The organism is Streptomyces sp. NPDC051218 (genome assembly GCF_044455475.1).
GTDB lineage: Bacteria > Actinomycetota > Actinomycetes > Streptomycetales > Streptomycetaceae > Streptomyces.
The window spans coordinates 541,205-566,629 of sequence record NZ_JBITEU010000003.1; the positions used below are offsets into that span (position 1 = coordinate 541,205).

Here is a 25,425-nt window from a genome sequence, read left to right on the forward strand (position 1 = left end):
GTCGCTCCTCTCAGAAGGGGTGGGTCATGTTCCTCAGGAATGAAGGGGGTTGGCGATGGAGACGTAGACGGACTGGGTGTCGACCGGACCCACGAGTTCGTCGAGCCCGCGGAGCCGGGTCAGCAGATTGGCCTTGCATCGCAGGACGGGTGAGTCGAGAAGCAGGGCCGGGAGCGGCGTACGCAGCGGAGCCGGGCCGGAGGCGATGTCGCCGAGGAAGCGACGGAATGCCGCAAGCAACAGCTGCTCGTCGGCCAGGCGTTGGGCTCCCAGGGCTCCGATGAGGCCGAGGACGTTGTTGATGCCGAGGTAGTAGGCGAAGCGCTCGTCCGCCACCTCGTCGGACACGAAGGTGTCGCTGTGCTCGCCGATGCCGGGAAGCCTTCGGTCGAGTTCGGGGCGTCGGGACTCGCGGAAGTAGTAGCCCTGGTTGTCGCGGTAGCGGCCGCCCACGGGCCAGCCCTCGGTGTCGAGCAGCAGGAGAGTGTTCTGCTGGTGGGCCTCCAGGGCGACGCCGGCCTCGCTGTCCAGCCAGAGCACGGGGCGTACGACGTTCTCCAGGTAGCGGAGGAACCACTCCGTGGCGACGGCCCTGCGGGGGCGGCCCGTCCGTCCGGCGAGACCGGTGACGATCTCGCCGAGCCGGGAGCGCATCGGGGGGCGGCCGTGCCCGGTGGAGTGCGGTGACGGCCTGGGCGAGACGAGTCCCGCGATGCAGGTGGCGTCGTCGCCGGGGCCGAAGGGGTTGTGCCGGATCATGACGTCGAGTCCGGGGACGGGCGCGCCGTCGGGGCCGGTCACGGCGAGCCACGCAGGGTCGCGGATCACGTCGAAGCGGGGGTGGGCCGCCTGCCACTGCTCGGCGAGGCCGCTGCGCAGCAAGCGGTGGACCTCGACGCCGCGGTGGAGTTCTTTACGGAGGTTCTCACGACGGGAGTTGGTGATGCGCAGGCCGAGCGAGAGCTTCAGCATGGCCGGTGCGCCCGAGCGGTAGAGGGTGCGCACGGAGGAGGTCGGGTACCACGGTGCGCCGTGGGGGCCGAGGTCCTGGAGGAGGCCGGCTTCCAGGAGAGCGGCGGTCGCGGGGCGGTGCCTGAGTTCGCGCATCTGCCACGGGTGCAGGGGCAGGGCGGTATGGCCTGGCGGCAGCGGCAGGTCCGGACCGGCGAGGCGGGCGGTGAGCTGCTCCGCCGGGAGGGTGCGGCCACGCTCGGTCCAGGCCGAGTCCGCGGCGAGCACGGAGGGGGCGACTGCGATCCAGTGCAGGGCGAAGGCGCCCCGCAACTCCGGTGAGTAGAGGCGGGATTCGGTGTCGGAGAGACCCTCGCGGCTCTTCGGCGTGGGGTGCAGGGGGTGTCCGAGGAGCAGGGATTGTTCGGCGGCGAGGAACAGGTCGGGCTCGTCGCCGGGGTTGTCCCGGCGGTCGGCGATGAAGGTGGCGGTGCGGCGCACCGAATCGGCGACGCGACCGACGAGATCCCCTCCCTCGACCCGCTCGCCATCGCTGCCGGGGTCAGATCCGGGGCCCATGCCAGGGTCGGTGCCGGGGTCGAAGTCGGTGCCGGGCTCGGTGCCGGCGGCCTGGCCGTCCGGGGCGGGGGCCTGGCCGTCCGGGGCGGCGGTTCCGGACCGTTGAGCGGTCTCGCGGCCCAAGAGGGCGGCGACGGTGACGGCGTCGGCCGGGGGTGCGCTCTGGGGGCCGTCTTCCAGGTACGGGAGGCCGAAGCGGTGCCAGCCGGTGGCCGACCAGTAGTACACGGGGACGAGGAGGGCGGTGCCGCTGGCCGCCAGCGGGATGCGCAGGGCGCCCTGCTCGGGGGCGGGAAAGTCGTTCTCGCGTACCCAGCAGCGCAGGAGGTTCTCGATGGCGGCCACCTGTGCGGCGGTGTGCGGGTCGGGGTGTTCCAGGAGATCGGCGGTCGCGCCTCGCAGCTGCTCGGTCTGCCGGCCTCCCTTCTGCCGGGGGACCGTACCGGGCTCCGCCACCAGTGAGGACTGCTGGCCGCACACGCCTGGAGCGTGGGGGTGGGGTGGGCCGTCGGATGCGGGGGTGGCGTTCAAGAGGGCTTCCTTGTGAAGTCGTTCGGGCTCCGGGGCGACGGGCTGGAGCTGTGCTGATGTCTCTGGCCGTCCGCGGGACGGCCCGGGTCCGGCGTGGCTATCCGTGGTGAGGACGCGCCGCCGCGGAGATCGCGTCGGAGAGGCGGTCGAGGATCGCGGCCGCCTGCTCGTCCGTGATGGTGAGAGGAGGAAGAAGGCGTACGACGCTGGAGTGCCGTCCACCCAGCTCGACGATGAGGCCGCGGCGCAGGCATTCGCGCTGTACTGCGGCGGCGAGTTCGGGTGCCGGGGGCAGCGGCCGCACGGAGCGTGCCAGGGTTCCGGCCGCCATGGGCCGGCTGCCTTCCCGGGCAGCCGGGACGGCTCGGTTCGCGAGGGCCGGGCGTGCGGCAGCCGAGCGCGTAACAGCCGGGTCCGCAGCGGCCGAGCGCGCGCCGGCGGAGAGCCCGGCAGTCGGCCGAGCGGCAGCCGGGTCTGCGTTGGCCGACGGCCCGGCAGCCGGGTCTGCGTTGGCCGACAGCCCGGCAGCCAGGTCCGCGTTGCCCGACAGTCCGGCGGCCGGGTGTGCGGCAGGTGAGAAGTCGGTAGCCGGATCCGTGGCAGCCGGGCGTGCGGCGTCCGGGTCCACGAGTTCGACGCCGATCATCAGGCCTCTGCCACGGACATCGCCGATACAGGGGTGCTCGGCGGCGAGGGACCTCAGCTGGGTGAGCATCCGGGCGCCCAGGACTCCCGCGCGTTCGGCGAGGCCGTTCTCACGGACGTACGCAAGGGTGGCCGCGCCGGCCGCCATGGCCAGCTGGTTGCCGCGGAAGGTGCCCGCGTGGGCGCCGGGCTGCCAGACGTCGAGGTCGTCGCGGTAGATCACGACGGCCAGTGGCAGGCTGCCGCCGATGGCCTTGGACAGGACCATCACGTCCGGGACCACACCACTGTGCTCGACGGCCCAGAAGGTGCCGGTGCGCCCCACGCCGGTCTGGACCTCGTCCGCGATGAGCGGGATCGAGCGTGCGGCGGTGATCTCGCGCATCCGGCGCAGCCAGTCGTCGGGGGCGGGGATCACGCCGCCCTCACCCTGTACCGGTTCGAGGATCATCCCGGCCGGCTGCGGCACACCCGACTTGGGGTCGTCGAGGAGGCTCTCGGTCCAGCGGGCCGCGAGTTCGGCGCCGTCCGCACCGCCGATGCCGAACGGACAGCGGTAGTCCTGCGGGTAGGGCAGGCGCGTGACACGTACGTCCGTCGCGCCGCCGGACGCTTCGAGCGCCCCTGCCGTCATCCCGTGGTAGGCACCGGTGAACGCGAGCATGCCATCGCGCCCGGTCGCCGTCCGCACGAGTTTGAGGGCGGCCTCCACCGCGTCCGTGCCGGCGGGGCCGCAGAACTGGATGCGCGCGCGGTCGGCGAGTTCACGGGGCAACGTGTGGAACAGCTCGGTGGTGAAGGCGTCCTTGACCGGCGTGGCCAGGTCCAGGACGTGCAGCGGCGCCCCCGAGTCGAGGACCTTCCTGATCGCTTCGAGCACGACCGGATGGTTGTGCCCGAGGGCCAGGGTCCCCGCACCCGAGAGGCAGTCGAGATAACGCCGTCCGTCGGCGCCCTCGATCGTCAGGCCGCGCGCCCGTACCGGCACGATCGGCAGGGCGCGCGCATAGGTGCGCGCCGCCGATTCGCGCGCCGACTGGCGTCGCAGGATCCCCTCGTGTGCTGCGGAGTGCCCCGCGGAAACCGCCGCGGGCGCCGGCTCGGTCACGGCCACGACTGTTGGTCCTCCCGCTGGGAATGGGCGCTTCCCACGCGAACTGGGCCAGCGCACCGACGAGTTGGCAGGGGAGATGAACACAGGAAGCCACTCCCCCGTACGTACCAACGACGAGGGCTGCGGAGGAACACGGGTTGCCGGAAGATCCTTGCCGTAGCGAAACCGTTGCCGTTCCGTCGGAAGTCCCCCACAGCACCGGCATAGTGTGAGGTGCCGTTCATCCGCGGCAGGGTGTGCGGCGCCAGGGAAGTACGGTGCTCAGCGCGTCCTACGACCCGCGGTGTACGGCATGCGAACGATCTCGAAGCCCAGGGGGAATCTCTCTATGCGATCCATACGCCCGCTCATAACCGCTCGTCGTGGGAGGAGCGCGCGCGGCAGAACCTCCCCCGTGGCGGCCGCTGTCGCCATCGGCGCGGCGCTCGTTCTGACCGCGACGGCCTGCGGCCCGAGCGAGGACAACGCGGGCGACGACCCGTCCGCCTCCCAGCCCGCCGACGACGCCAACGGCGACAACGGCGACAACGGCGACAACGGCAAGGTCAAGATTCCACAGGACATCCAGGACCGGCTCAAGGAGCACGGCATCGACCTGGACAAGTGGAAGGGCGGGGCGTGGAAGAACTGGGACAAGGACGACTGGCTCCGCGAGGCCGGTGACTACGTCAACCCGATCATCGAGGGTCTGTGGGACTCGGACCGCATGCGCGACGCGGACAAGAACCCCGACCGCGGTGTCGAGGAGAACGACATCTCCGGTGACCAGGGCGTGACCGACCCGACGCCCGAGCCGGTGGAAGCGGCGGCCCTGAAGACGCCGTACGACGCCAGTGTTCCCGAGTCGGGCAAGCTGTTCTTCGACGGGCCCGACGGCTCGATGGTCTGCTCGGCCACCGTCGTGAAGGACCCGGCGCACCCGGGCAAGTCCAACATGGTGTGGACCGCGGGTCACTGTGTGCACGCCGGCGCCGAGGGCGGCTGGTACCGCAACATCGCCTTCGTCCCCTCGTACAACAACAGCGGCAAGTCGGCCGCCGAGTTGCAGAACGCCCCCAAGGAAGAAGTCGCTCCGCACGGCGTCTGGTGGGGTGACTGGGCGCAGACCTCAGACCAGTGGATCGAGCAGGGCGGCCCGACGGGCGGCAAGGGCGCGCCGTACGACTTCGCGGTCATCCACGTGACGCCCGAGAAGGGCAGCGAGGGCAAGTCGCTCGAGGAACAGGTCGGTTCGGCGCTCCCGGTGGACTTCAACGCCCCGGCCGTGCCGCAGATCGCCGACATGACGGCGACCGGCTACCCGGCGGCTCCGCCGTTCGACGGCCAGAAGGCGTTCCAGTGCGCCGACAAGCCGGGCCGGCTCTCGATCAGCAAGCCCGAACCGACGATGTACCGCATCGGCTGCACGATGACCGGTGGTTCGTCCGGCGGCGGCTGGGTCGCCGAGGGTTCGGGGGGCGAGCCCGCCCTGGTGTCCAACACCTCCATCGGCCCGGTGACGGCCGGCTGGCTGGCCGGTCCGCGACTCGGCAAGGAAGCCAAGGGCATCTACGACTCGGTGAGCAAGAAGTACGCCGACAAGTAGCCGCCACGTCATCGGCCGCTTGATGTACGACGGCGGGGTCGCCGGAAACCTTCACGACCCCGCCGTCATTCGTCCCCAATCACCCAGGCATAGTGGGGTGTTGCCTCGGCGAGGCGCTCCCGGAGCCGCCACGCCAGCACATGACAAGTACATGGCAATTGCAGCGATCACGTGCAGTAATGACACGTTCAACTCGGGGGTTACAGCACCATGCGTTCCACTCGTGCGCCCTTCGCGCGCAGTCGCGGGCGGCGTCTCGCACTCGCCGCGACGGGACTCGCCGCGACTCTGGCACTCACCGCCACGGCCTGCGGTCCCAGCGAAGACAAGGCCAGTGACAAGGCTGACTCCGGCACCTCGCAGGGCGCCGACAAGGGCTCCGACTCCGGCACCGACACCGGTTCCGATGCCAAGCTGCCCGGCGACATCGCCGACAAGCTCAAGGACCACGGCATCGACCCGGACAAGTGGAAGGACGGGGCCTGGAAGAACTGGGACAAGGACGACTGGCTCCGCGAGTCCAAGGACTTCGTCAACCCTGTCATCGAAGGGCACTGGAAGCCCGAGCGGATGAAGGACGCCAAGGACCCGAAGAAGACCATCGCGGCGAAGGACGCCCCCTCCGATCAGGGCGCGACCGACCCCGAGCCGTCGCCGGTGCAGGCCAAGCGCGAGAAGACGCCGTACCACGAGAACGCCGCCCCGGTCGGCAAGATCTTCTTCGATGCCCCCGAGGGCTCGATGGTGTGCTCCGGCACCGTCGTGAAGGACCCCCGCAACCCGGGCAAGTCCAACCTCGTGTGGACCGCGGGCCACTGTGTGCACGCGGGCTCCGCCGGTGGCTGGTACCGCAACATCACCTTCGTGCCCGCCTACAACGACCTCGGCAAGTCCGAGGCCGAGCTGAGCAACGCCGCCCCGCAGGAAGTCGCCCCCTACGGCCAGTACTGGGCCGACTGGGTCTCGACCTCCGCCGAGTGGATCGACCAGGGCGCCGCTTCGGGCGGTGCCGGTGCGCCGTACGACTACGCCGTGATGCACGTGAAGCCGGAGCAGGGCTCCAAGTCCCTCGAGGAGACGGTCGGCAACGCGCTCGAGGTCGACTTCTCGACTCCGTCGGCGCAGAGCGTGAGCTCGATGGGCGCCTGGGGCTACCCCGCCGCTCCCCCGTACAACGGCCAGATCATGCACAAGTGCATCGACAAGCCGGGCCGTCTCTCGCTGACCACGTCCCAGCCGACGATGTACCGCATCGGCTGCACCATGACCGGCGGTTCGTCGGGTGGCGGCTGGTTCCGGATGGTGGGCGACAAGACCCAGCTGGTCTCGAACACCTCGATCGGCCCGGCCGAGAACACCTGGCTGGCCGGGCCGCAGCTGGGCAGGGGTGCCGAGCAGGTCTACGACATGATGAGCAAGAAGTACGGCTCGCAGTAGCCGTACGGCGGGTGACCGCCGCACCTCGCACATGACGCGGCGAAGGCCCGCCCCCTACGAGAGGGGGCGGGCCTTCGCCATGTGAACCGGGCGAACAAGGCCTGGACGGGCCTTCGTTCAGCCGGCGACGGGGACGTACGGCGCGAGATCCGCCGCCAGTTCCGCGTGCACCTTCGCCTTGAGCAGCGTGCCGTCGGCGGTGTGCTCCTCGGAGAGCACCTCGCCCTCGGCGTGCGCCCGCGAGATGAGCGAACCCTGCGTGTACGGCACGAGGGCCTCGATCTCGACCTCGGGCCGCGGCAGTTCGGCGTCGATCAGCGCGAGCAGCTCTTCGATGCCCGCGCCCGTGCGCGCGGAGACCGCGATCGCGTGCTTCTCGTTGCGCAGCAGCCGCTGGAGGACCAGCGGATCGGCGGCGTCCGCCTTGTTGACGATCACGATCTCGGGCACGTTCGTCGCGCCCACATCGCGGATCACCTCACGCACGGCGGCCAGCTGCTCCTCCGGCACCGGGTGCGAACCGTCCACCACGTGCAGGATCAGGTCGGACTCGCCGACCTCCTCCATCGTGGAGCGGAACGCCTCGACGAGGTGGTGCGGCAGATGCCGTACGAACCCGACGGTGTCGGCCAGGGTGTAGATCCGGCCGCTCGGTGTCTCGGCCCGGCGCACGGTCGGGTCGAGGGTGGCGAACAGGGCGTTCTCCACCAGGACGCCCGCGCCCGTGAGGCGGTTGAGCAGGGAGGACTTGCCCGCGTTCGTGTACCCGGCGATCGCGACCGAAGGCACCTTGTTGCGCTTGCGCTCCTGGCGCTTGATCTCGCGGCCCGTCTTCATCTCCGCGATCTCCCGGCGCATCTTCGCCATCTTCTCGCGGATCCGACGGCGGTCCGTCTCGATCTTGGTCTCACCGGGACCACGTGTCGCCATGCCGCCGCCACCGCTGGATCCGCCGCCGCCCATCTGACGGGAGAGCGACTGACCCCAGCCACGCAGGCGCGGGAGCATGTACTGCATCTGGGCAAGGGCGACTTGCGCCTTGCCCTCTCGGGACTTGGCGTGCTGGGCGAAGATGTCCAGGATCAGGGCGGTCCTGTCGACCACCTTGACCTTGACGACGTCCTCGAGGTGGATCAGCTGGCCGGGGCTCAGCTCACCGTCACAGACGACGGTGTCGGCCCCGGTCTCGAGGACGATGTCCCGCAGCTCCATGGCCTTGCCGGATCCGATGTACGTCGCCGGGTCGGGCTTGTCGCGGCGCTGGATGACGCCGTCGAGCACGAGCGCGCCCGCCGTCTCGGCGAGGGCGGCCAGCTCGGCGACCGAGTTCTCCGCGTCCTGCACTGTGCCCGAGGTCCACACGCCGACGAGCACGACCCGCTCCAGACGGAGCTGGCGGTACTCGACTTCGGTGACGTCCTCGAGCTCGGTGGAGAGGCCGGCGACGCGGCGCAGAGCCGCGCGCTCGGAGCGGTCGAACTGTTCGCCGTCCCGCTCTCCGTCTTGTCCGTGGCTCCAGGCGACGTCCTCTTCCATCAGGGCATCGGCCCGAAGACCTTCGGGGTAGTTCTGCGCGAGATTCTGCGCGTCCTGGGAAGGGGAAGAAGAGGAGGTCATTGGATCCTTACGTCGATGGGATTCTTCATACGGGTCAACGCTCGGGGCCGCCCCGAGATTCCCCGGTCCGGCCGCCGGGGGCCCTGAGAACACCCCGAAGGGTTTTCCCGGACCCGCGGCGGCGCCGACCTGAAGATGGTTGCACGGTACGGCCCGTCTCGTCACCCAGGTTATTTCCGGGCGGGAGCCGCCTTACTCCAGTCCGGGTGGCCCGGCATCGGCGGCGTCTTCGCGCCGTACAGCCAGGCGTCGAAGAAGCCGCTCAGATCACGGCCCGCGGCCGCCGAGGCGAGCCGCACGAAGTCCGCGGTGGTCGCGTTCCCGTCCCGATAGGTGCGCACGAAGGTGCGCTCCAGGCGGTCGAAGCCCTCCTGCCCGATCTCCTGGCGCAGCGCGTAGAGCACCAGCGCGCTGCCGTCGTACACCACCGGCCGGAAGATGCTGATCTTCTGGCCCGGCTCGGGGCCCTTCGGCGCGGCCGGCGGGCCGCCCGCGGCACGCCAGCTGTCCGACTGCTTGTAGGCCTCACGCATCCGCTTCTGGAGGGGCTTCTTCGCCTTCTCCTCGGCGTAGAGGGCCTCGTACCAGGTGGCGTGCCCTTCGTTGAGCCAGAGATCGGACCAGGACTTCGGGCTCACGCTGTCGCCGAACCACTGGTGCGCCAGCTCATGCACCATGATCGACTCCACGTACCACTCGGGGTACTCGGGCCGCTTGAACAGGTCGCTCTCGAAGAGGGAGAGGGTCTGTGTCTCCAGAGCGAACCCGGTCTGCGCCTGCGCCATCAGGACGCCGTACGTCTCGAAGGGGTAGCGGCCGACCTTCCCCTCCATCCAGCCGATCTGGTCCGGTGTCTTCTTCAGCCAGCGCTCCACCGCCTTGCGGTCCTTGGTGGGCACCACATCCCGTACGGGGAGGCCGTGCGGCCCGGAGCGGTGCACCACGGTGGAACTGCCGATGGACACCTGCGCCAGTTCCGTCGCCATGGGGTGGCGGGTGCGGAAGGCGCGGGTCGTGGTGGACCCGGTGTGCGCCGTGGCGACCGGCAGGCCGTTGGCGACTGAGGTGAGGCCCTTCGGAGTGGTGATGCGGAACGTGAACTGTGCCTTGTCGGAGGGGTGGTCGTTGGACGGGAACACACGGTGCCCGGCGTCGGCCTGGTTGGCCATGGCGAGCCCGTCGGCGGTGGGCACCCAGCCGCCGTCCTTGTCCTTGGTGGGCCTGGGGTCGCTGGTATGACGGACGGTGATCCGCATGTACTCGCCCTGGCCCAGGGGCCTTGACGGCGTGACGACCAGATCCTCACCGGTGGCTTCGAAGCGGGCGGGGGCGCCGTTGACGGCGACGGAGGCGACCTTGCCGTGGGCGAAGTCCAGGTTGACCCGCTGCAGCGGGGCGACCGCGCGGGCGTCGATCACGGTCACGGCGTCGAGGGGCTTCTTCTTGTCGCCGTGGTAGGTGAAGGCGATGTCGTACGCCGTCACGTCGTACCCGGGGTTGCCCAGGTGCGGGAAGAGCCGGTCGCCGATGCCGAGCGGTGTGGCCGGTGACGGCTCGCTCGCGGCGAGGAGGGTGGCGGAGGTGGCCGCGGCCAGAAGCGCGGTCGCGATGCGGAGAGTCTTCGGCCGCGAGGCCTTGACCCGGGGGGTGAGCAGCATGAACTACCGCTATCAGCGCAGACCTTCCGCACCGGTGTCGGCGCGCGCCGTGCCACTCGAACGAGTCGCCAGTAGGCGGCTGAGGCGACGCTGGCGCCCCTTTTTCCGACTGCTACGAAGTCGCCGCCGCCGGATGCTGGGCGCGGCTGACGTCGTACACACCGGGCACCGCACGCATCGCGCGCATCAGCCCCGGGAGGTGGGCCGCGTCCGGCAGTTGCAGCGTGTACGTATGGCGCACGCGCTGCTGGCTCGGCGGCTCGACGGTCGCCGACATGACCTCGACGCCCTCTGTGGCGATGGCTTCGGTGAGGTCGGCCAGCAGATGGGCACGCCCGAACGACTCGGCGATCAGGGTGACCCGGCATTCCGCGCTGTCTCCCCAGCGCACTCCGACCTCCGCGCGCCCCACCTCCTTCATGCGCGCGACGGCGGGGCACTCGACGCGGTGCACGGTGACGACCCCGCCGCGCACGGCGAAGGCGGTCACCTCGTCGGGCGGCACGGGCGTACAACAGCCCGCGAGCCGTACGCTCGCGCCCTCCCTGTCCACCACGGCGTTGGCCGCCGCGGGGCGCGGGAAGTCGGAGGGCTGCGGCGGGGGCGCGGGAGTGGACTTCTCAGGGGCCGCCGAGGTGGCGGGTGCCGCAGCGGGCGTGGGGTGGGTCGTGAGCCAGCGCCGGATGGCGATCCGGGCGCCGGGCGTGCGCGCGTGGTCGAGCCACTCGCGTGAGGGTCCGGAGGCCACGTCCTGTCCCATGAGCAGCTGGACCGTGTCACCGTCCCGCAGGACCGTGCTCAGCGTCGCCAGGCGTCCGTTGACACGTGCTCCGATGCAGGCGTGGGCGTCCTCGCCGTACTGGGCGTAGGCGGCGTCCACGCAGCTCGCGCCCGCGGGCAGTCCGAGAGTGCCGCCGTCGGGGCGGAAGACGGCGATCTCGCGGTCCTGGGCGAGGTCTTCGCGGAGAGTGGACCAGAACGTGTCGGGGTCGGGGGCCGCCTCCTGCCAGTCGAGGAGGCGGGAGAGCCAGCCGGGCCGGGTCGGGTCGGCGCGCTCACCCTCGACGGCGTCCTCGGAAGGGGAGACGGATCCGGTGTCGGTCTGCTCCTCCGAAGGAGGAGCGTAGGGATTGCGCAGCGCGACGACGCCGGCCTCGGCCACCTTGTGCATCTGGTGCGTACGGATGAGGACTTCGGCGACCTCTCCGTCCGGTCGGGCCACCGCCGTGTGCAGCGACTGGTAGAGGTTGAATTTCGGTACGGCGATGAAGTCCTTGAACTCCGAGACCACCGGCGTGAAGCACGTGTGCAGCTCGCCGAGTACGCCGTAACAGTCCGCGTCCTCGTTCACCAGGACCAGGAGCCGTCCGAAGTCCGCCGCGCGCATCTCGCCGCGTTTGCGGTGCACCCGGTGGACCGAGACGTAGTGCCGTGGCCTGATGAGGACTTCGGCCGCGATGCCCGCCTCTCGCAGCACCCCACGGACGTCGTCCGCGGTCGCTTCCAGTGGATTGCCGCCGTCGGCCGCGTTGGCCGCCATCAGCTCTTCGACCTTGGCGTACTCCTCCGGGTGGAGGATCGCGAACACGAGGTCTTCCAGCTCGGTCTTGAGCGCCTGCACACCGAGACGCTCGGCGAGCGGGATGAGCACGTCACGTGTCACCTTGGCGATCCGTGCCTGCTTCTCGGGGCGCATGACGCCGAGCGTGCGCATGTTGTGCAGGCGGTCGGCGAGCTTGATCGACATGACGCGTACGTCGTTGCCGGTGGCCACGAGCATCTTGCGGAAGGTCTCGGGCTCGGCGGCGGCTCCGTAGTCGACCTTTTCCAGCTTCGTGACGCCGTCGACCAGATAGCAGACGTCGTCGCCGAATTCCGTGCGCACCTGATCGAGCGTCACATCGGTGTCCTCGACGGTGTCGTGGAGCAGGGACGCGGTCAAGGTGGTGGTCTCGGCGCCGAGTTGGGCGAGGATCAGGGTCACCGCGAGCGGATGTGTGATGTACGGCTCACCGCTCTTGCGCATCTGGCCGCGGTGGGAGGACTCCGCGAGGACCCAGGCGCGCCGCAGGGGCTCAAGATCAGCGTCCGGGTAGTGGGCCCGGTGTGCTTCCGCCACATGGCCGATCGCGTCCGGCAACCGGTCCCGCGTGCCGGGCCCCAGGAGGGCTGCCCGGCCGAGCCTTCGCAGGTCAAGCCGCGGACGACCGCGCCTGCGCTGGGCTCCGGGCGTCACGGGGCCAGACATCGCGGGGTTTGTAGCCTCCGCACTCATGGGCACCTCCGGCTGCTCCGACCGGCGGTGAGCGGACGACGGCGTGCTCCGTCCGGGCCGGTGCTTGATGCTACCGAGCCCATCACGCGCCGCTGACCGCCTCTCGCCGAGCGTGAAACGGATCACCCATTCGAGCGACAGTTCACGGGTTTACAGTTTCGAGCCATTCCGCGTCGATCACGCCTTCGGCGACGATCACAGCGGGGCCAGTCATCTCGATCTCGCCGTCGGGCCGCTCGGTGATCACCAGGCTGCCACCGGGCAGATCGACGGTGTACGTGACCGGGGATCCGGTCACCGCGGGGTCCGCGCCGTCCCTGCGGGCCGCCGCGACGGCTACGGCGCACGCGCCCGTGCCGCACGAGCGGGTCTCGCCGGCCCCGCGCTCGTGCACCCGCATGGCGACGTGCCGCGCACCCCGGTCGACGACGAACTCGACGTTCACACCGTCCGGGTACGCCGAAGCGGGGCTGAATGGCGGCGCGTCGTACAGGTTGCCCGCGTGGGCCAGGTCGTCCACGAAGGCGACCGCGTGCGGGTTGCCCATGTTCACGTTGCGCGCGGGCCACCGGTGGTCGGCCACCGAGACGGTGACGTCCCCTTCGGGGAGGGACGCCTTCCCCATGCCGACGGTGACATCTCCGCCGGCCGCGGCCTTGGCGATGTGCACGGTCTTCACGCCGCCCCGGGTCGCGACGGCCAGATCGCCCTCGCCCGCCAGTCCGGCGCGCTGCAGATAGCGGGCGAAGACGCGCACCCCATTGCCGCACATCTCGGCGATCGAACCGTCGCCGTTGCGGTAGTCCATGAACCACTCGGCCTCGTCGGCCAGATGACGCGCATCGGGGTGTGCCGCGGAACGCACCACATGCAGCAGACCGTCGCCCCCGATGCCCGCACGGCGGTCGCACAGGGCGGCGACAGCGGCCTGGGACAGCTCGATGGCGTTGTCGGGGTCCGGGATGATCACGAAGTCGTTCTCGGTCCCGTGCCCCTTGAGGAAGGCGATCCGCGTGCTCATTCCTCGATCGTACGGGGTACCGGTGACAGTCCGTCGTGAAGGTGCCCTACAGGCCCCTGACCTCGTACGACGCCGTCAGCGAAGGCGCGCGACCCGCCACACTGCGAGGACGGCGACGGCGAGGAACACGAGGGCGTACGCGGAGACGATCCGCCAGTCCGGACGGCGCCCGGAACCGCGCTCCGGCAGCCCCGGCCAGGTGTGCCCCACGCGGCGGGCGGCCATCATGCCCCAGCCCGCGGCGCAGCTGCTGATCAGGAGTCCGAGCATGGCGACGACGGCGCCGCCGTCCCCGAACTCGAAGGCCAGCGGGAAGGCGAACATCAGTGATCCGGCGGCGGCGAGGATCACGATCGGCGCGAGCTGCCAGATGCGCAGACGGCGCTGCGGGCGCAGTTCGACCTCGACCTCCGCCGCGGCCATCGCGTCCGGGACGGGACCGTCGTCGGTCACGCCGTCCGGCGCCGCGTCGGGTCCGTCAGGGGTCAGCTCGCCGCCGTCATGCGCGGTGTCGCGAGGGCCGGCCTCCATCGCCATCCGCCCTCCCACTTCGGACTCCACTGGTCGATCGATGGTCGATGATGGCACGGCGCCAGGGGCCGGGATGACCGCCGGAGCGTCCCGATGCCATCACGTGATCAGGCTGTGACCGCTCGTTCGACCAACGCCATTGCCCGTCCCGGGAGTTCCCCTCGATCGGCCATGGCGCCACTGAGCCAGTGCACCCGGGGATCGCGGCGGAACCACGAGTCCTGACGGCGCGCGAAACGCTTGGTCGCGCGCACGGTCTCCGCGCGCGCCTCGTCGTCGGTGCACTCCCCCGCGAGCGCCGCGAGCACCTGCTGGTACCCGAGCGCACGCGACGCCGTACGCCCCTCGCGCAGCCCCGCGGCCTCCAGGGCCCGCACCTCGTCGACGAGGCCCGCATCCCACATGCGGTCCACGCGCGTGGCGATGCGTTCGTCGAGCTCGGGGCGGCCGACGTCGACGCCGATCTGGACGGTGTCGTAGACGGAGTCGTGGCCGGGGAGGTTGGCGGTGAAGGGCTTGCCGGTGATCTCGATGACCTCGAGGGCGCGGACGATCCGGCGGCCGTTGCTGGGGAGGATGGCCCGGCCCGCTCCGGGGTCGGCGGCGGCGAGGCGGGCATGGAGCACGCCTGGGCCGTGCAGCGTGAGTTCTTCCTCCAGGCGGGCCCGGACCGAGGGGTCGGTGCCGGGGAACTCCAGGTGGTCGACGGCTCCCCTGACGTAGAGCCCGGAGCCGCCGACCAGGATCGGCCAGCGCCCGTCGGCCAGGAGGCGGTCGATCGCGGCGCGCGCCAGCTTCTGGTACTCGGCGACGCTCGCCGCCTCCGTGACGTCCCAGATGTCGAGGAGGTGGTGCGGAACTCCGTCGCGCTCTTCGAGCGTCAGCTTGGCGGTTCCGATGTCCATCCCTCTGTAGAGCTGCATGGAGTCGGCGTTGACGACTTCGCCGCCGAGACGCTGGGCAAGGAAAACGCCCAGATCGGACTTTCCAGCCGCGGTGGGCCCGACGACGGCGATGACCCGCGGTGCGGGAGCTGCTCTACTCACCGCCCCAGTCTCGCAAACCCCAGGGCCACTTCCCGAACGAGCTACGTGACGCCACACGTCCGGGGTCGTTGCCTGTTGCGAGGTTCCGGCCGCCGGTTTCGAGGATCGGCGACCCGGGAGGCGCAACAGGGCGCACCGGGCGGCGCGGGATTTCGCCCACACGAGTACCGTATGGAGTAGATATGGGCGTTTTTGCACGGTTTCGCCGGAAGTCCAAGGACACGGAGAAGGCGTCAACAGCCGAGGCGGCAAGCGGCACCCTGACAGCCGAGCCGGAGGCGGCCGGGGAGTCCCCCGAGCCCGAGACCGGCAAGGATGACGCCAAGGCCGAAGCCGCCGCCGATGAGGCGCCCACGGCCGCGACCGAGGCGGAGAAGCAGGCTGAGAAGGAAGCCGGGGGGAAGGCCGATGCCGAGGCCGAGAAGCAGGCCGAGGCCGAACCCGAGACCGTGACCGAGGACACGTCGGACGACACCGAAGCGGCTGCCGCGGACAACGTGGACATCCCGAAGCAGCAGTCCGCGGAGAAGGCCGCCGACAACGACGAGGCCGACGAAGGCGCCCGCAAGTGACTCTCCCAGTGAGGGAAGGCAACCGATGGGCTTCCTGCAGAACCTGAAAGACAAGCTCGCCCCGGCGAAGGACAAGGTCGCGGGCCTCGCGCAGCAGCACGGGGACAAGATCGACCAAGGTCTCGACAAGGCCGCGAAGGTGGTCGACGACAAGACCAAGGGCAAGTACAGCGACAAGATCCAGACGGGGACGGGCAAGGCGAAGGATGCCGTGGACCGCCTCGCGGGGACGCCCGACGAGGGCAAGGCCGCGGGTGGCGGAACCGCCCCGGCCACGGGTGGCACGGCCCCGGCGACGGGTGGCCCGACCACGCCCACCGGTGGCACGACGCCCCCCACGGGCGGCACAACCCCGTCCACAGGCGGCTCCACTCCGCCCACGCCCCCTCCGGCTCCCTGAACCACCCCGCGTCACCGGTCGAAGACCCCGGCGGACGGCCGTGGAGCGCCACCAGCTCTGCGGCCTTCGCCGTGCGTCGGTGGCGCATGCGTGGAGGCCTCTGTCGCCTCGGCCACACTCGCTCGAGCCGTCTGGGCCGCCTGAGCCGCTCCCGCGGCAGCCGCTCAGGACTGGAGGCCGAGGCCGCTACGACCAGGCGGTCACCACATACCCGACGCCGTACGGAGCGTCCTCGTAGAGCAGCTCGCCGCTGAGGCCCGCTCCGTCGGCCGCGCCCGCGAGCACCTGCCACGGCGCCCGGCCCGCCGCCTTCAGTTCGTACGCCAGCTCCTCGTCCAGCGCCTTGAGTGCCTCGACGTCCGCCGCCCCCAGCGCGCGGGCCACCTCCGCGTCGAACCCGGCCGCCCGCTCGTCGAGATAGCCGGGCGCCTTCAACGTGCGGCACGCGCTGGCGTCGCCCATCACCAGCAGGGCCACCCGGTCGGCCCGCGCCGCGATTTCCCCTCCGACTTGGATACACCGCTCGGCCGCCAGAGGTTCCCCCACCCCGAGGCCTTCCAGGGGGGCGGCCGACCACTCCGTACGGTCGAGCAGCCAGGCGGCGACGGCGAGCGAGGGCGGAACTTCACGTTCCGCCTCCGCCGTGAGGGGTTCGCCCGTGCCGGCCGCACCGTCGACACCGGGGCGTCCCAGACGCACATCCAGGTCCACGCCGAAACCGCGGAAGGACCCGCGGGCGCCCTGCGGATGCGAGCCTCGCCCGTCCTGCCCCGCGGGGCCGACCACGACAAGAAGGTCGGCCCGTGCGGCGGCCAGCACCCCGATGGCGTCCTTGCACGCGGCGCGCGCGGCATCCAGTTCGGGGGCGGCACCCGCTGCCACCTCGGGGACGAGCAGGGGCGGGCAGGGGCAGACGGCTGCGGCGACAAGCATGATCCGCAGCGTAACGCCCGAGAGCGCGCGCTCGGTCAGTCGAGCGCGCACCCGCCACCGGTGGCCACCGGCAGCGGCTCAGGGGCGCCCACCTGCGGAAGGCCGAGCATCACGCCGGCGGGCCTGGCCGCCGCCTCGGTGTTGCGCTTCTCCCAGGCGTCACCCGCCCGCGTGGGGCGCACGTTCAGGACGGGGCCCTCGGCGAGGAGGTGGTGCGGCGCCGCGTACGTGATCTCCACCGTCACGACGTCACCGGGGCGGACCTCGGTGTCCGGCTTGGTGAAGTGCACCAGGCGGTTGTCGGGGGCGCGTCCGGAGAGGCGGTGCGTGGCGCCGTCCTTGCGTCCCTCGCCCTCGGCCACCATCAGGTCGAGGGTCCTGCCGACCTGCTTCTTGTTCTCGTCCCAGGCGATCTCCTCCTGGAGGGTGGACAGACGCATGTAGCGCTCCTGCACGACCTCCTTGGGGATCTGGCCCTCCATGGTCGCCGCGGGCGTGCCGGGGCGCTTGGAGTACTGGAAGGTGAACGCGTTGGCGAAGCGGGCCTCGCGGACCACGTGCATCGTCTGCTCGAAGTCCTCCTCGGTCTCCCCGGGGAAGCCGACGATGATGTCGGTGGTGATCGCGGCCTCGGGCATGGCGGCGCGGACCTTCTCGATGATGCCGAGGAAGCGGTCCTGGCGGTACGAGCGGCGCATCGCCTTCAGGATCGGGTCCGAGCCCGACTGGAGCGGCATGTGCAGCTGCGGCATCACGTTCGGGGTCTCGGCCATGGCGGCGATCACGTCGTCCGTGAAGTCGCGCGGGTGCGGGGACGTGAAGCGCACGCGCTCCAGGCCCTCGATCTTCCCGCAGGCGCGCAGGAGCTTGCTGAAGGCCTCGCGGTCACCGATGTCCGAGCCGTACGCGTTCACGTTCTGGCCGAGCAGGGTGATCTCGGAGACGCCCTCGGCGACGAGCGCCTCGATCTCGGCGAGGATGTCGCCGGTCCTGCGGTCCTTCTCCTTGCCGCGCAGGGCGGGCACGATGCAGAACGTACAGGTGTTGTTGCAGCCCACGGAGATGGAGACCCACGCCGCGTACGCGCTCTCGCGGCGCGTGGGCAGCGTCGAGGGGAACGCCTCCAGGGACTCGGCGATCTCGACCTGCGCCTCTTCCTGGACGCGGGCGCGCTCCAGGAGGACCGGGAGCTTGCCGATGTTGTGGGTACCGAAGACGACGTCGACCCAGGGGGCCTTCTTGACGATGGTGTCGCGGTCCTTCTGGGCCAGGCAGCCGCCGACGGCGATCTGCATGCCGGGCCGCTTGGTCTTCATCGGCGCCAGGCGGCCGAGGTTCCCGTAGAGACGGTTGTCGGCGTTCTCCCTGACGGCGCACGTGTTGAAGACGACCACGTCGGCGTCGCCGTCCGAGCCCTCGGGCGCGCGTTCGTAGCCGGCTCCCTCGAGAAGACCGGAGAGGCGCTCCGAATCGTGGACGTTCATCTGGCACCCGTAAGTGCGTACCTCGTACGTTCCTTTAACGCCCACTGCCTGTCCCCGGTCGCCGCTGCTCATGTGACAAGGGTAGGCGGTCTCCGGAGTGTCCCCGCCGGGAGCTCGGCCCTGGCCATCACGCTGAGTGGCTGGCAGGATCGCGCGCATGCTCACGGCACTCCCCCACATCGGCAGACGGCGCGCGCTCCAGGGTGCGGCGGCCGCTCTCGTAGTCTTCGGGCTCTTGATGTGGTGGCTCGTCCCCGGTGGCGACGACTCTCCGGGGGGCCGGATGACGTTCAGTACGGGCGTGAAGAACGCGGTGTACGAGCGGTACGGCAAGCTCTTGCGGACCGCTGTCTCCCATGACATGCCCAAGGTGGACGTGGAGCTGCTCAACAGCGAAGGGTCGCAGCAGAACGTCGAGCGGGTCGCTACGGGGAAGGCCGATTTCACCATCGCGGCCGCCGACGCCGTCGAGAAGTACCGCCTGGAGGGCCGTGCGGGCGCGGACCGGCTGCGGGGCTGTGCGCGGCTGTACGACGACTACGTCCAGCTCGTCGTCAGGCGTACGTCGGACATCGGCAAGGCGCAGGACCTGCGGGGCGGGAAGGTGGCCGTGGGCCAGCCGCGCTCGGGCGTGCGGCTGATAGCGGAACGGGTGCTCAAGGCCGCCGGCCTCGATCCCGACAAGGACCTCACTGCGGTGGACGCCGGCATCGACAAGGCGCCGGAGCTCCTCAAGAAGGGCGAGATCGACGCCTTCTTCTGGTCGGGCGGTCTGCCGACGCTCACCGTGGCGGAGCTCTCCAAGGAGTTCGACATCCGCCTCGTCCCGCTCGGCACCCTCGTAGAGGCGCTTCACGAGCAGGGCGGGGCATCGCGCTACTACCGCGCGGCGGTGATGCCCGCCGACGCCTATCCCGCCGCCCAGCAGAACGACGCCGTGCCGACCCTGGCCGTGGCGAACCTCCTGGTCACCACGGACCGGGCGGACCCGAAGCTGACCGAAGGCCTGACCCGCACGGTGATCGACAGCCGCGACCACATCGGTGACGAGGTGCACGCGGCGCAGCTGGTGGATCTGCGGACGGCGCTCTACACGGACCCTCTCGCGCTGCACAAGGGCGCGCGGCGCTACTACCAGTCGGTCAAGCCATAGCCCTGCGGCGAACAGCCGTCAGGACGTGTGCCCCGGCTCGTCGCGCGGGACGCCGACGGTCACCCGTAGTCCGTGCGGCTCGTGCTGCTCGTACGCGAGGGAACCGCCGCCGGCGGTGAGCAGGGCGCGTGAGATGGACAGGCCGAGGCCTGATCCCTTCACGTTCTGGTGGCGGTTGCTGCGCCAGAAGCGGTCCCCGATGCGGGCGAGTTCGTCCTCCGTGAGGCCGGGGCCGCCGTCCGTGACCACGACGGTCGTCAGTGCACCGCTCCAGGAGACCTCCACCCGCACCTCCTCGCCCTCGGGCGTGAACTTGAGGGCGTTGTCGATCACCGCGTCCAGGGCGCTGGACAGGGCGACCGGGTCGGCCCAGCCGGTGGTCGCCGGGCAGACCCCCGTCAGGCGCACCCCGCGCTCGTCGGCGAGCGGGCGCCAGGCACCGACGCGTTCGGCCGCGAGCTCACCGATGTCGGTGAGCCGCAGATCGGCCGCGGCGTGCTCGGCCAGGGCGAGGCCCAGGAGGTCGTCGAGCACCTGGGCGAGGCGTTTGCCCTCGGTGCGCACGGAGGCGATCTCCTCGTTCCCCTCCGGCAGTTCGAGGGCGAGCAGCTCGATGCGGAGCAGCAGGGCGGAGAGCGGATTGCGCAGTTGGTGCGAGGCGTCGGCGACGAAGGCCCGCTGCTGCTCCAGTACATCCTCGACGTTGTCGGCCATCTCGTTGAACGACCGGGCCAGGCGCCTCAGTTCCGGCGGCCCGCCCGCAGCGGCGACCCGCGACTTCAGGCGTCCGGTCGCGATGTCGTGCGTGGTGGCGTCCAGGACCCGTACCGGGCGCAGCACCCAGCCCGTGAGGCGCAGCGCGGCGCCGACCGCGAGGAGCATCGCCGCCGACTCACCGGCGCCGATGAGCAGCCACCCCTGCAGTGTCTTCGAACGCATGCGCCCCGTGGGCGAGTCGGTGACGACGACGGCGATGACGTCCCCGTCCCTGATCACTGGGGAAGCGACGACGAGCCTGCCTCGCTGCCAGGGCCACACCTGGCGCGGATCGTGGCTTCCACGGGACCTGAGGGCCTCCTCGAAGGCCTCCCGCACCTCGGCGCCCCTGGGAGGCAGGAACCAGTCCCCGGGGGCGTGAGCCATGGGCTCACGGTCCCGGAAGAAGACGCCCGCCTTGATCCCGTAGACCTCGTGGTAGTAGTCGAGTTCGGTCTGGAGGGTTTCGCCCCGTTCGTCCTTGTCGCGCAGGCGCGATCCCGTGGGACGTTTCGTGACGAACTGCGCGAGTGCCGCGAACCGCGCCGTGTCGTCGATCCGGTCGACGACCACCTTCTGCTGCTGCGCCGCCGCCACGCTCACCGCGAGCGGGAAGCCGAGCGCGAGCAGCACACCCGCCATGAGGACGATGAGCAGCGGGAGGAGGCGAGAGCGCACCTGACCTCGCCACTCCCTACGCGGCCGGGGCGACGAGCCGGTAGCCCACGCCCCGTACGGTCTCGATCAGGGCCGGCATGTGCAACTTGGAGCGCAGGGAAGCGACATGCACCTCAAGGGTGCGCCCCGTTCCCTCCCAGCTGGTGCGCCACACCTCGCTGATGATCTGCTCCCGGCGGAACACCACGCCGGGCCGTTGCGCGAGGAGTGCGAGAAGGTCGAACTCCTTGCGGGTCAGTTGGACCGTCGCACCGTTCACGCTGACCTGGCGGGTGGGCAGCTCGATGCGTACGGAACCGAGGCGCAGTTCACTGTCGGCGGGCCCGGCCTCGGCGCCCGACGGGGGACGCCGGATGACGGCGTGGATGCGGGCGATGAGCTCCCCGGTGTCGTACGGCTTCACTACGTAGTCATCGGCCCCGAGATTCAAACCATGGATCCGCGAGCGCACGTCGGCACGTGCCGTCACCATGATCACGGGCGTCGATCCGCGCTTGCGAATCTTTCCGCACACTTCGTAGCCGTCCTGGTCGGGCAGCCCCAGATCGAGGAGTACGACTCCGAAGGGTGCCGTTTCGCCGGGCAGCAGGGCCTGCAGCGCTTCCTCGCCGCTGCGGGCGTGCACGACATCGAAGCCGTGCCTGGCCAGGACCGCGGACAGGGCAGCGGCCACATGATCGTCGTCCTCGACGAGGAGCAGTCTCATACGGGCCCCCTCCGGTTCATCGGTCGTTCGGTTCGCGCTCGCCGATGGCCGGTACGCGCGCGTGCACAGGCACCAAGGCATCCACTCCGATGAGTAAGGACCGCGTCAAGAGGGTTCGGGTCACGGGCACGTTCCGTTATGGAGCCGGTACGGACCCGGGCGTCCCCGTTCACACGGTGTGTCCGGTTGCGGCCGGATCGTTATGCTCAATTTCCCCTCAGATGTAATGACGCTGGTCGCACCGGGTTATTACTGTCCTCCCAACCGAGGAGGATGGAGCAACAAGCCGTGACCGAAGTATCGGTGACCAAGGACGCCATACCGCCCGGGGCGGACGACCTGGTCGTGCTGAAGAACGTCAACAAGCACTTCGGCGCTCTGCACGTCCTCCAGGACATCGACCTGACCATCACCCGCGGTGAGGTCGTCGTCGTGATCGGCCCCTCCGGGTCGGGCAAGTCGACACTGTGCCGCGCCATCAACCGCCTGGAGACGGTCGAGTCGGGAGACATCTCGATCGACGGCAAGCCGCTGCCCCAGGAGGGCAAGGAGCTCGCCCGTCTGCGTGCGGACGTGGGCATGGTCTTCCAGTCCTTCAACCTTTTCGCGCACAAGCCCGTGCTCGAGAACGTGATGCTGGGCCAGATCAAGGTGCGCAAGACGTCCAAGGCGGAAGCAGAGACGAAGGCACGCGGTCTGCTGGACCGCGTAGGTGTCGCCTCGCAGGCCGACAAGTACCCCGCGCAGCTCTCCGGAGGCCAGCAGCAACGCGTCGCGATCGCCCGCGCGTTGGCCATGGACCCCAAGGTGATGCTCTTCGACGAGCCCACGTCGGCGCTCGACCCGGAGATGATCAACGAGGTCCTCGAGGTCATGCAGCAGCTCGCGCGTGACGGCATGACCATGGTCGTGGTCACCCACGAGATGGGCTTCGCACGCTCCGCGGCCAACCGTGTCGTCTTCATGGCGGACGGCCGGATCGTCGAAGAGGCCGTACCGGACCAGTTCTTCAGCAACCCGCGCAGCGACCGGGCCAAGGACTTCCTGTCGAAGATCCTTCACCACTGACGCACGACGCTTTCCTGCGTCTCAACTCTCTTCTGCCGACACAAAGGATGTTCACCATGAAGGCTCGCAAGGTCACCGCGGCTGCCGCTGCCGTACTCGCGCTCTCTGTCACCGCCACCGCCTGCGGTTCGGACGACAAGGACGACAAGGGTTCCGGTGGCAAGAAGATCACCATCGGCATCAAGTTCGACCAGCCGGGTGTCGGCCTGAAGACGCCGGACGGGTACACCGGCTTCGACGTCGATGTCGCTACCTACGTCGCTAAGGAGCTCGGCTACGAGGCCGGCGACATCGAGTGGAAAGAAACTCCCAGCGCTGACCGCGAGACCGCCCTGCAGCGTGGTGACGTGAAGTTCATCGCGGCGTCGTACTCGATCAACGACGAGCGTAAGCAGAAGGTCGACTTCGCGGGCCCGTACCTCCTTGCCCACCAGGACCTGCTGGTCCGCTCCGATGACAAGATCAGCAAGGGCACGGACCTCAACGGCAAGAAGCTCTGCTCGGTCACCGGCTCCACCTCGGCGCAGAACGTCAAGAAGGAGATCGCACCGAAGGCCCAGCTGCGCGAGTACGGCACCTACTCGGAGTGCATCGACGGACTGGGCAGCGGCGCCGTTGACGCGCTGACCACGGACGACTCGATCCTCGCCGGCTACGCGGCGCAGGAGCAGTACAAGGGCAAGTACAAGCTCGCCGGCCTGAAGCTCACCAACGAGAACTACGGCATCGGCATCAAGAAGGGCGACTCCAAGCTCGAGGACCAGATCAACAAGGCCCTCGAGAAGATGGTCAAGGACAAGTCCTGGGACAAGGCCGTCAAGAAGAACTTCGGCCCGGCCAACTACAAGAACGAGCCCGCCCCGAAGATCGGCGACATCGTCAAGTGACCCCGAGTGAGCGGCTCCTGAAGCCGGTCCACTGACAGGGCACACGCCGGTACGCCGCCGCCCGAACGCGGCGGCGTACCTCGCCATCACCACATGCGAGAGCGCGGGAGATCGTGTTCGACTTTCTTGAAGACTACGACTTGCTCGAGGCCTTCTGGATGACGGTGAAGCTCACCGTCTTCGCAGGCATCGGTTCCCTGGTCTGGGGCACTCTGCTGGCCGCCATGCGTGTCAGCCCGGTTCCGGTCATGCGCTGGTTCGGTACCGCTTACGTCAACGTCGTGCGGAACATCCCGCTGACCGTCATCATCGTGTTCAGCTCGCTCGGGCTCGCCGACGTCTTCGGCATCACCCTGGGCGCGGGCGACGACGTCGACACCATGACCTTCCGTCTCGCGGTGCTCGGCCTCGGGGCCTACACGGCGGCGTTCGTGTGTGAGGCGGTCCGGTCCGGCATCAACACCGTGCCGGTGGGCCAGGCGGAGGCCGCGCGCGCTCTCGGGCTGAGCTTCACTCAGGTCCTCGGTCTCATCGTGCTGCCGCAGGCTTTCCGCTCCGTGATCGGCCCCCTCACCAACGTACTGATCGCCCTGACCAAGAACACCACGGTCGCAGCGGCCATCGGTGTGGCGGAGGCGGCTCTGCTGATGAAGGAAATGATCGAAAATGAGGCGCAGTTGTTCCTCATCACCGCGATATTCGCTTTCGGATTCGTGGTGCTGACCCTGCCGACGGGCCTCATACTCGGGTGGCTCGGCAAGCGCCTGGCGGTGAAGCGATGACCTCCGTCCTCTACGACGCTCCCGGTCCCCGCGCAAAGAAGCGCAATGTCCTTCTCTCCCTGCTTTTTCTGGTTCTCATACTCCTGGGACTCTGGTGGGCCTGGACCGCCATGTCCGACAAGGGGCAGTTGGAATGGGCCAAGTGGAAGCCCTGGCTCGCCGATTCCGAGTCATGGACGACGTATCTGCTGCCCGGTCTCGCGAACACCCTTAAGGCCGCGGGCCTCGCCATGGTGATCGCCCTTCCGCTGGGAGCACTCTTCGGTATCGCACGGCTCTCCGACCACCGGTGGATCAGGGTCCCTGCCGCTGCGGTCGTCGAGTTCTTCCGAGCGATCCCGGTCCTGATCCTGATGGTCTTCGCCAACCAGTTCTACTCGGCATCCACCGACATCAGCGTCGACGCGCGCCCGATGTACGCGGTGGTCACGGGTCTCGTGCTCTACAACGCCTCGGTGCTCGCCGAGATCGTGCGAGCGGGCATCCTGTCGCTGCCAAAGGGGCAGACAGAGGCGGCCAAGGCGATCGGCCTGCGCAAGGGCCAGACGATGACAAGCGTGCTGCTTCCGCAGTCCGTGACCGCGATGCTCCCGGCGCTGGTCAGCCAACTTGTCGTCATCGTCAAGGACACCGCGCTCGGCGGCGCGATGCTCAGCTTCACCGAGCTCCTCAACGCCCGGAAGACGGCTGCGTCGTTCTACGCGAGCGTCATTCCCAGCTTCATCGTGGTCGCGGTGATCTTCATCGTGCTCAACCTGCTGCTCACGAGCCTGGCCTCCTGGCTCGAGCGCCGTATGCGGCGGTCCAAGAAGAGCACGGGTGCCGTGGTGGGCCCTGAAGCGCTCGAAAACCTGGAAACGATCGGCCCCAAGACGATCCGTGGGGACCACGGCGAGAATACCGGGGGCACCGGATAGCAACGGCTGGACAGAAGACAGGGGGGCAGCGGCTTAGTGCCGCTGCCCCCCTTGTTTGTGCATATGCGTGGTGAGCTCAAACCCTGCTCAATTCGCTCG

The 25,425-nt window shown here is 69.7% G+C and carries 21 protein-coding genes; 9 read left to right on the forward strand and 12 right to left on the reverse strand.

Features of this window, described 5'->3' with window-relative positions; translation table 11 throughout:
* Positions 1-33: 33 nt before the first annotated feature.
* Both ACIBCK_RS13350 and ACIBCK_RS13355 read right to left on the reverse strand, forming a co-directional pair.
* On the reverse strand, positions 34-2,061 hold the full coding sequence (locus ACIBCK_RS13350) for an IucA/IucC family protein (protein WP_399389680.1): 2,028 nt from the start codon (positions 2,059-2,061) through the stop codon (positions 34-36).
* Positions 2,062-2,158: 97 nt separating this feature from the next.
* Positions 2,159-3,820, reverse strand: coding sequence for a diaminobutyrate--2-oxoglutarate transaminase family protein (locus tag ACIBCK_RS13355; RefSeq protein WP_399389681.1), 1,662 nt, complete (start codon positions 3,818-3,820; stop codon positions 2,159-2,161).
* Positions 3,821-4,148: 328 nt separating this feature from the next.
* On the opposite strand from ACIBCK_RS13355, the gene ACIBCK_RS13360 reads away from it, so the two are divergent.
* Both ACIBCK_RS13360 and ACIBCK_RS13365 read left to right on the forward strand, forming a co-directional pair.
* Positions 4,149-5,405, forward strand: coding sequence for a trypsin-like serine peptidase (locus ACIBCK_RS13360; protein ID WP_399389683.1), 1,257 nt, complete (start codon positions 4,149-4,151; stop codon positions 5,403-5,405).
* A 210-nt stretch (positions 5,406-5,615) separates the two neighbouring features.
* Positions 5,616-6,842 carry a trypsin-like serine peptidase gene (locus ACIBCK_RS13365; RefSeq protein WP_399389685.1) on the forward strand — a complete coding sequence of 409 codons (1,227 nt, stop codon included), beginning with the start codon at positions 5,616-5,618 and terminating at the stop codon, positions 6,840-6,842.
* A gap of 117 nt (positions 6,843-6,959) precedes the next feature.
* On the opposite strand, the gene hflX is transcribed toward ACIBCK_RS13365, so the two are convergent.
* The 6 genes from hflX to miaA all read right to left on the reverse strand — a co-directional run bounded on the left by hflX (position 6,960) and on the right by miaA (position 14,990).
* Positions 6,960-8,459 (reverse strand): GTPase HflX, encoded by a 1,500-nt coding sequence (gene hflX / locus ACIBCK_RS13370; protein ID WP_399389687.1) that lies wholly within the window; start codon positions 8,457-8,459, stop codon positions 6,960-6,962.
* Between the two features lie 170 nt (positions 8,460-8,629).
* Positions 8,630-10,117, reverse strand: a complete 1,488-nt coding sequence (locus ACIBCK_RS13375) for a M1 family metallopeptidase (RefSeq protein ID WP_399389688.1) — start codon at positions 10,115-10,117, stop codon at positions 8,630-8,632.
* Between the two features lie 112 nt (positions 10,118-10,229).
* Complete coding sequence (locus ACIBCK_RS13380; RefSeq protein ID WP_399389689.1) at positions 10,230-12,392, reverse strand: RelA/SpoT family protein; 2,163 nt, start codon at positions 12,390-12,392, stop codon at positions 10,230-10,232.
* 142 nt (positions 12,393-12,534) lie between these two features.
* Positions 12,535-13,413 (reverse strand): diaminopimelate epimerase, encoded by an 879-nt coding sequence (gene dapF / locus ACIBCK_RS13385; RefSeq protein ID WP_399389691.1) that lies wholly within the window; start codon positions 13,411-13,413, stop codon positions 12,535-12,537.
* 75 nt (positions 13,414-13,488) lie between these two features.
* Positions 13,489-13,950 carry a hypothetical protein gene (locus ACIBCK_RS13390; protein ID WP_399389693.1) on the reverse strand — a complete coding sequence of 154 codons (462 nt, stop codon included), beginning with the start codon at positions 13,948-13,950 and terminating at the stop codon, positions 13,489-13,491.
* Positions 13,951-14,051: 101 nt separating this feature from the next.
* Positions 14,052-14,990 carry a tRNA (adenosine(37)-N6)-dimethylallyltransferase MiaA gene (gene miaA / locus ACIBCK_RS13395; protein WP_399389694.1) on the reverse strand — a complete coding sequence of 313 codons (939 nt, stop codon included), beginning with the start codon at positions 14,988-14,990 and terminating at the stop codon, positions 14,052-14,054.
* A 182-nt stretch (positions 14,991-15,172) separates the two neighbouring features.
* On the opposite strand from miaA, the gene ACIBCK_RS13400 reads away from it, so the two are divergent.
* Complete coding sequence (locus ACIBCK_RS13400; protein ID WP_399389696.1) at positions 15,173-15,562, forward strand: hypothetical protein; 390 nt, start codon at positions 15,173-15,175, stop codon at positions 15,560-15,562.
* A 25-nt stretch (positions 15,563-15,587) separates the two neighbouring features.
* Positions 15,588-15,962: an antitoxin gene (locus ACIBCK_RS13405; protein ID WP_399389698.1), complete on the forward strand. Its 375-nt coding sequence runs from the start codon at positions 15,588-15,590 to the stop codon at positions 15,960-15,962.
* A 186-nt stretch (positions 15,963-16,148) separates the two neighbouring features.
* Here ACIBCK_RS13405 and ACIBCK_RS13410 read toward each other — a convergent pair whose 3' ends face one another.
* On the reverse strand, positions 16,149-16,895 hold the full coding sequence (locus ACIBCK_RS13410) for a class III extradiol dioxygenase subunit B-like domain-containing protein (RefSeq protein WP_399389700.1): 747 nt from the start codon (positions 16,893-16,895) through the stop codon (positions 16,149-16,151).
* A 35-nt stretch (positions 16,896-16,930) separates the two neighbouring features.
* Entirely contained in the window at positions 16,931-18,451 is a 1,521-nt protein-coding gene (gene miaB / locus ACIBCK_RS13415; RefSeq protein WP_399389702.1) for a tRNA (N6-isopentenyl adenosine(37)-C2)-methylthiotransferase MiaB, read from the reverse strand.
* Positions 18,452-18,536: 85 nt separating this feature from the next.
* Here miaB and ACIBCK_RS13420 point away from each other — a divergent pair, with 85 nt between their 5' ends.
* Positions 18,537-19,532 carry a TAXI family TRAP transporter solute-binding subunit gene (locus ACIBCK_RS13420; RefSeq protein ID WP_399389703.1) on the forward strand — a complete coding sequence of 332 codons (996 nt, stop codon included), beginning with the start codon at positions 18,537-18,539 and terminating at the stop codon, positions 19,530-19,532.
* Positions 19,533-19,550: 18 nt separating this feature from the next.
* Here ACIBCK_RS13420 and ACIBCK_RS13425 read toward each other — a convergent pair whose 3' ends face one another.
* Both ACIBCK_RS13425 and ACIBCK_RS13430 read right to left on the reverse strand, forming a co-directional pair.
* Positions 19,551-20,966, reverse strand: coding sequence for an ATP-binding protein (locus tag ACIBCK_RS13425; RefSeq protein WP_399389705.1), 1,416 nt, complete (start codon positions 20,964-20,966; stop codon positions 19,551-19,553).
* A 16-nt stretch (positions 20,967-20,982) separates the two neighbouring features.
* Entirely contained in the window at positions 20,983-21,672 is a 690-nt protein-coding gene (locus ACIBCK_RS13430; protein WP_399389707.1) for a response regulator transcription factor, read from the reverse strand.
* 288 nt (positions 21,673-21,960) lie between these two features.
* On the opposite strand from ACIBCK_RS13430, the gene ACIBCK_RS13435 reads away from it, so the two are divergent.
* From ACIBCK_RS13435 to ACIBCK_RS13450, 4 genes are all read left to right on the forward strand, one after another.
* Positions 21,961-22,740, forward strand: a complete 780-nt coding sequence (locus tag ACIBCK_RS13435; protein ID WP_399389710.1) for an amino acid ABC transporter ATP-binding protein — start codon at positions 21,961-21,963, stop codon at positions 22,738-22,740.
* Between the two features lie 56 nt (positions 22,741-22,796).
* Complete coding sequence (locus tag ACIBCK_RS13440; protein WP_399389711.1) at positions 22,797-23,627, forward strand: glutamate ABC transporter substrate-binding protein; 831 nt, start codon at positions 22,797-22,799, stop codon at positions 23,625-23,627.
* A gap of 113 nt (positions 23,628-23,740) precedes the next feature.
* Positions 23,741-24,409 (forward strand): amino acid ABC transporter permease, encoded by a 669-nt coding sequence (locus ACIBCK_RS13445; protein WP_399389713.1) that lies wholly within the window; start codon positions 23,741-23,743, stop codon positions 24,407-24,409.
* Entirely contained in the window at positions 24,406-25,326 is a 921-nt protein-coding gene (locus ACIBCK_RS13450) for an amino acid ABC transporter permease (RefSeq protein ID WP_399389714.1), read from the forward strand. Before ACIBCK_RS13445 ends, ACIBCK_RS13450 begins: the two co-directional genes overlap by 4 nt.
* The last annotated feature ends 99 nt before the right edge of the window (positions 25,327-25,425 follow it).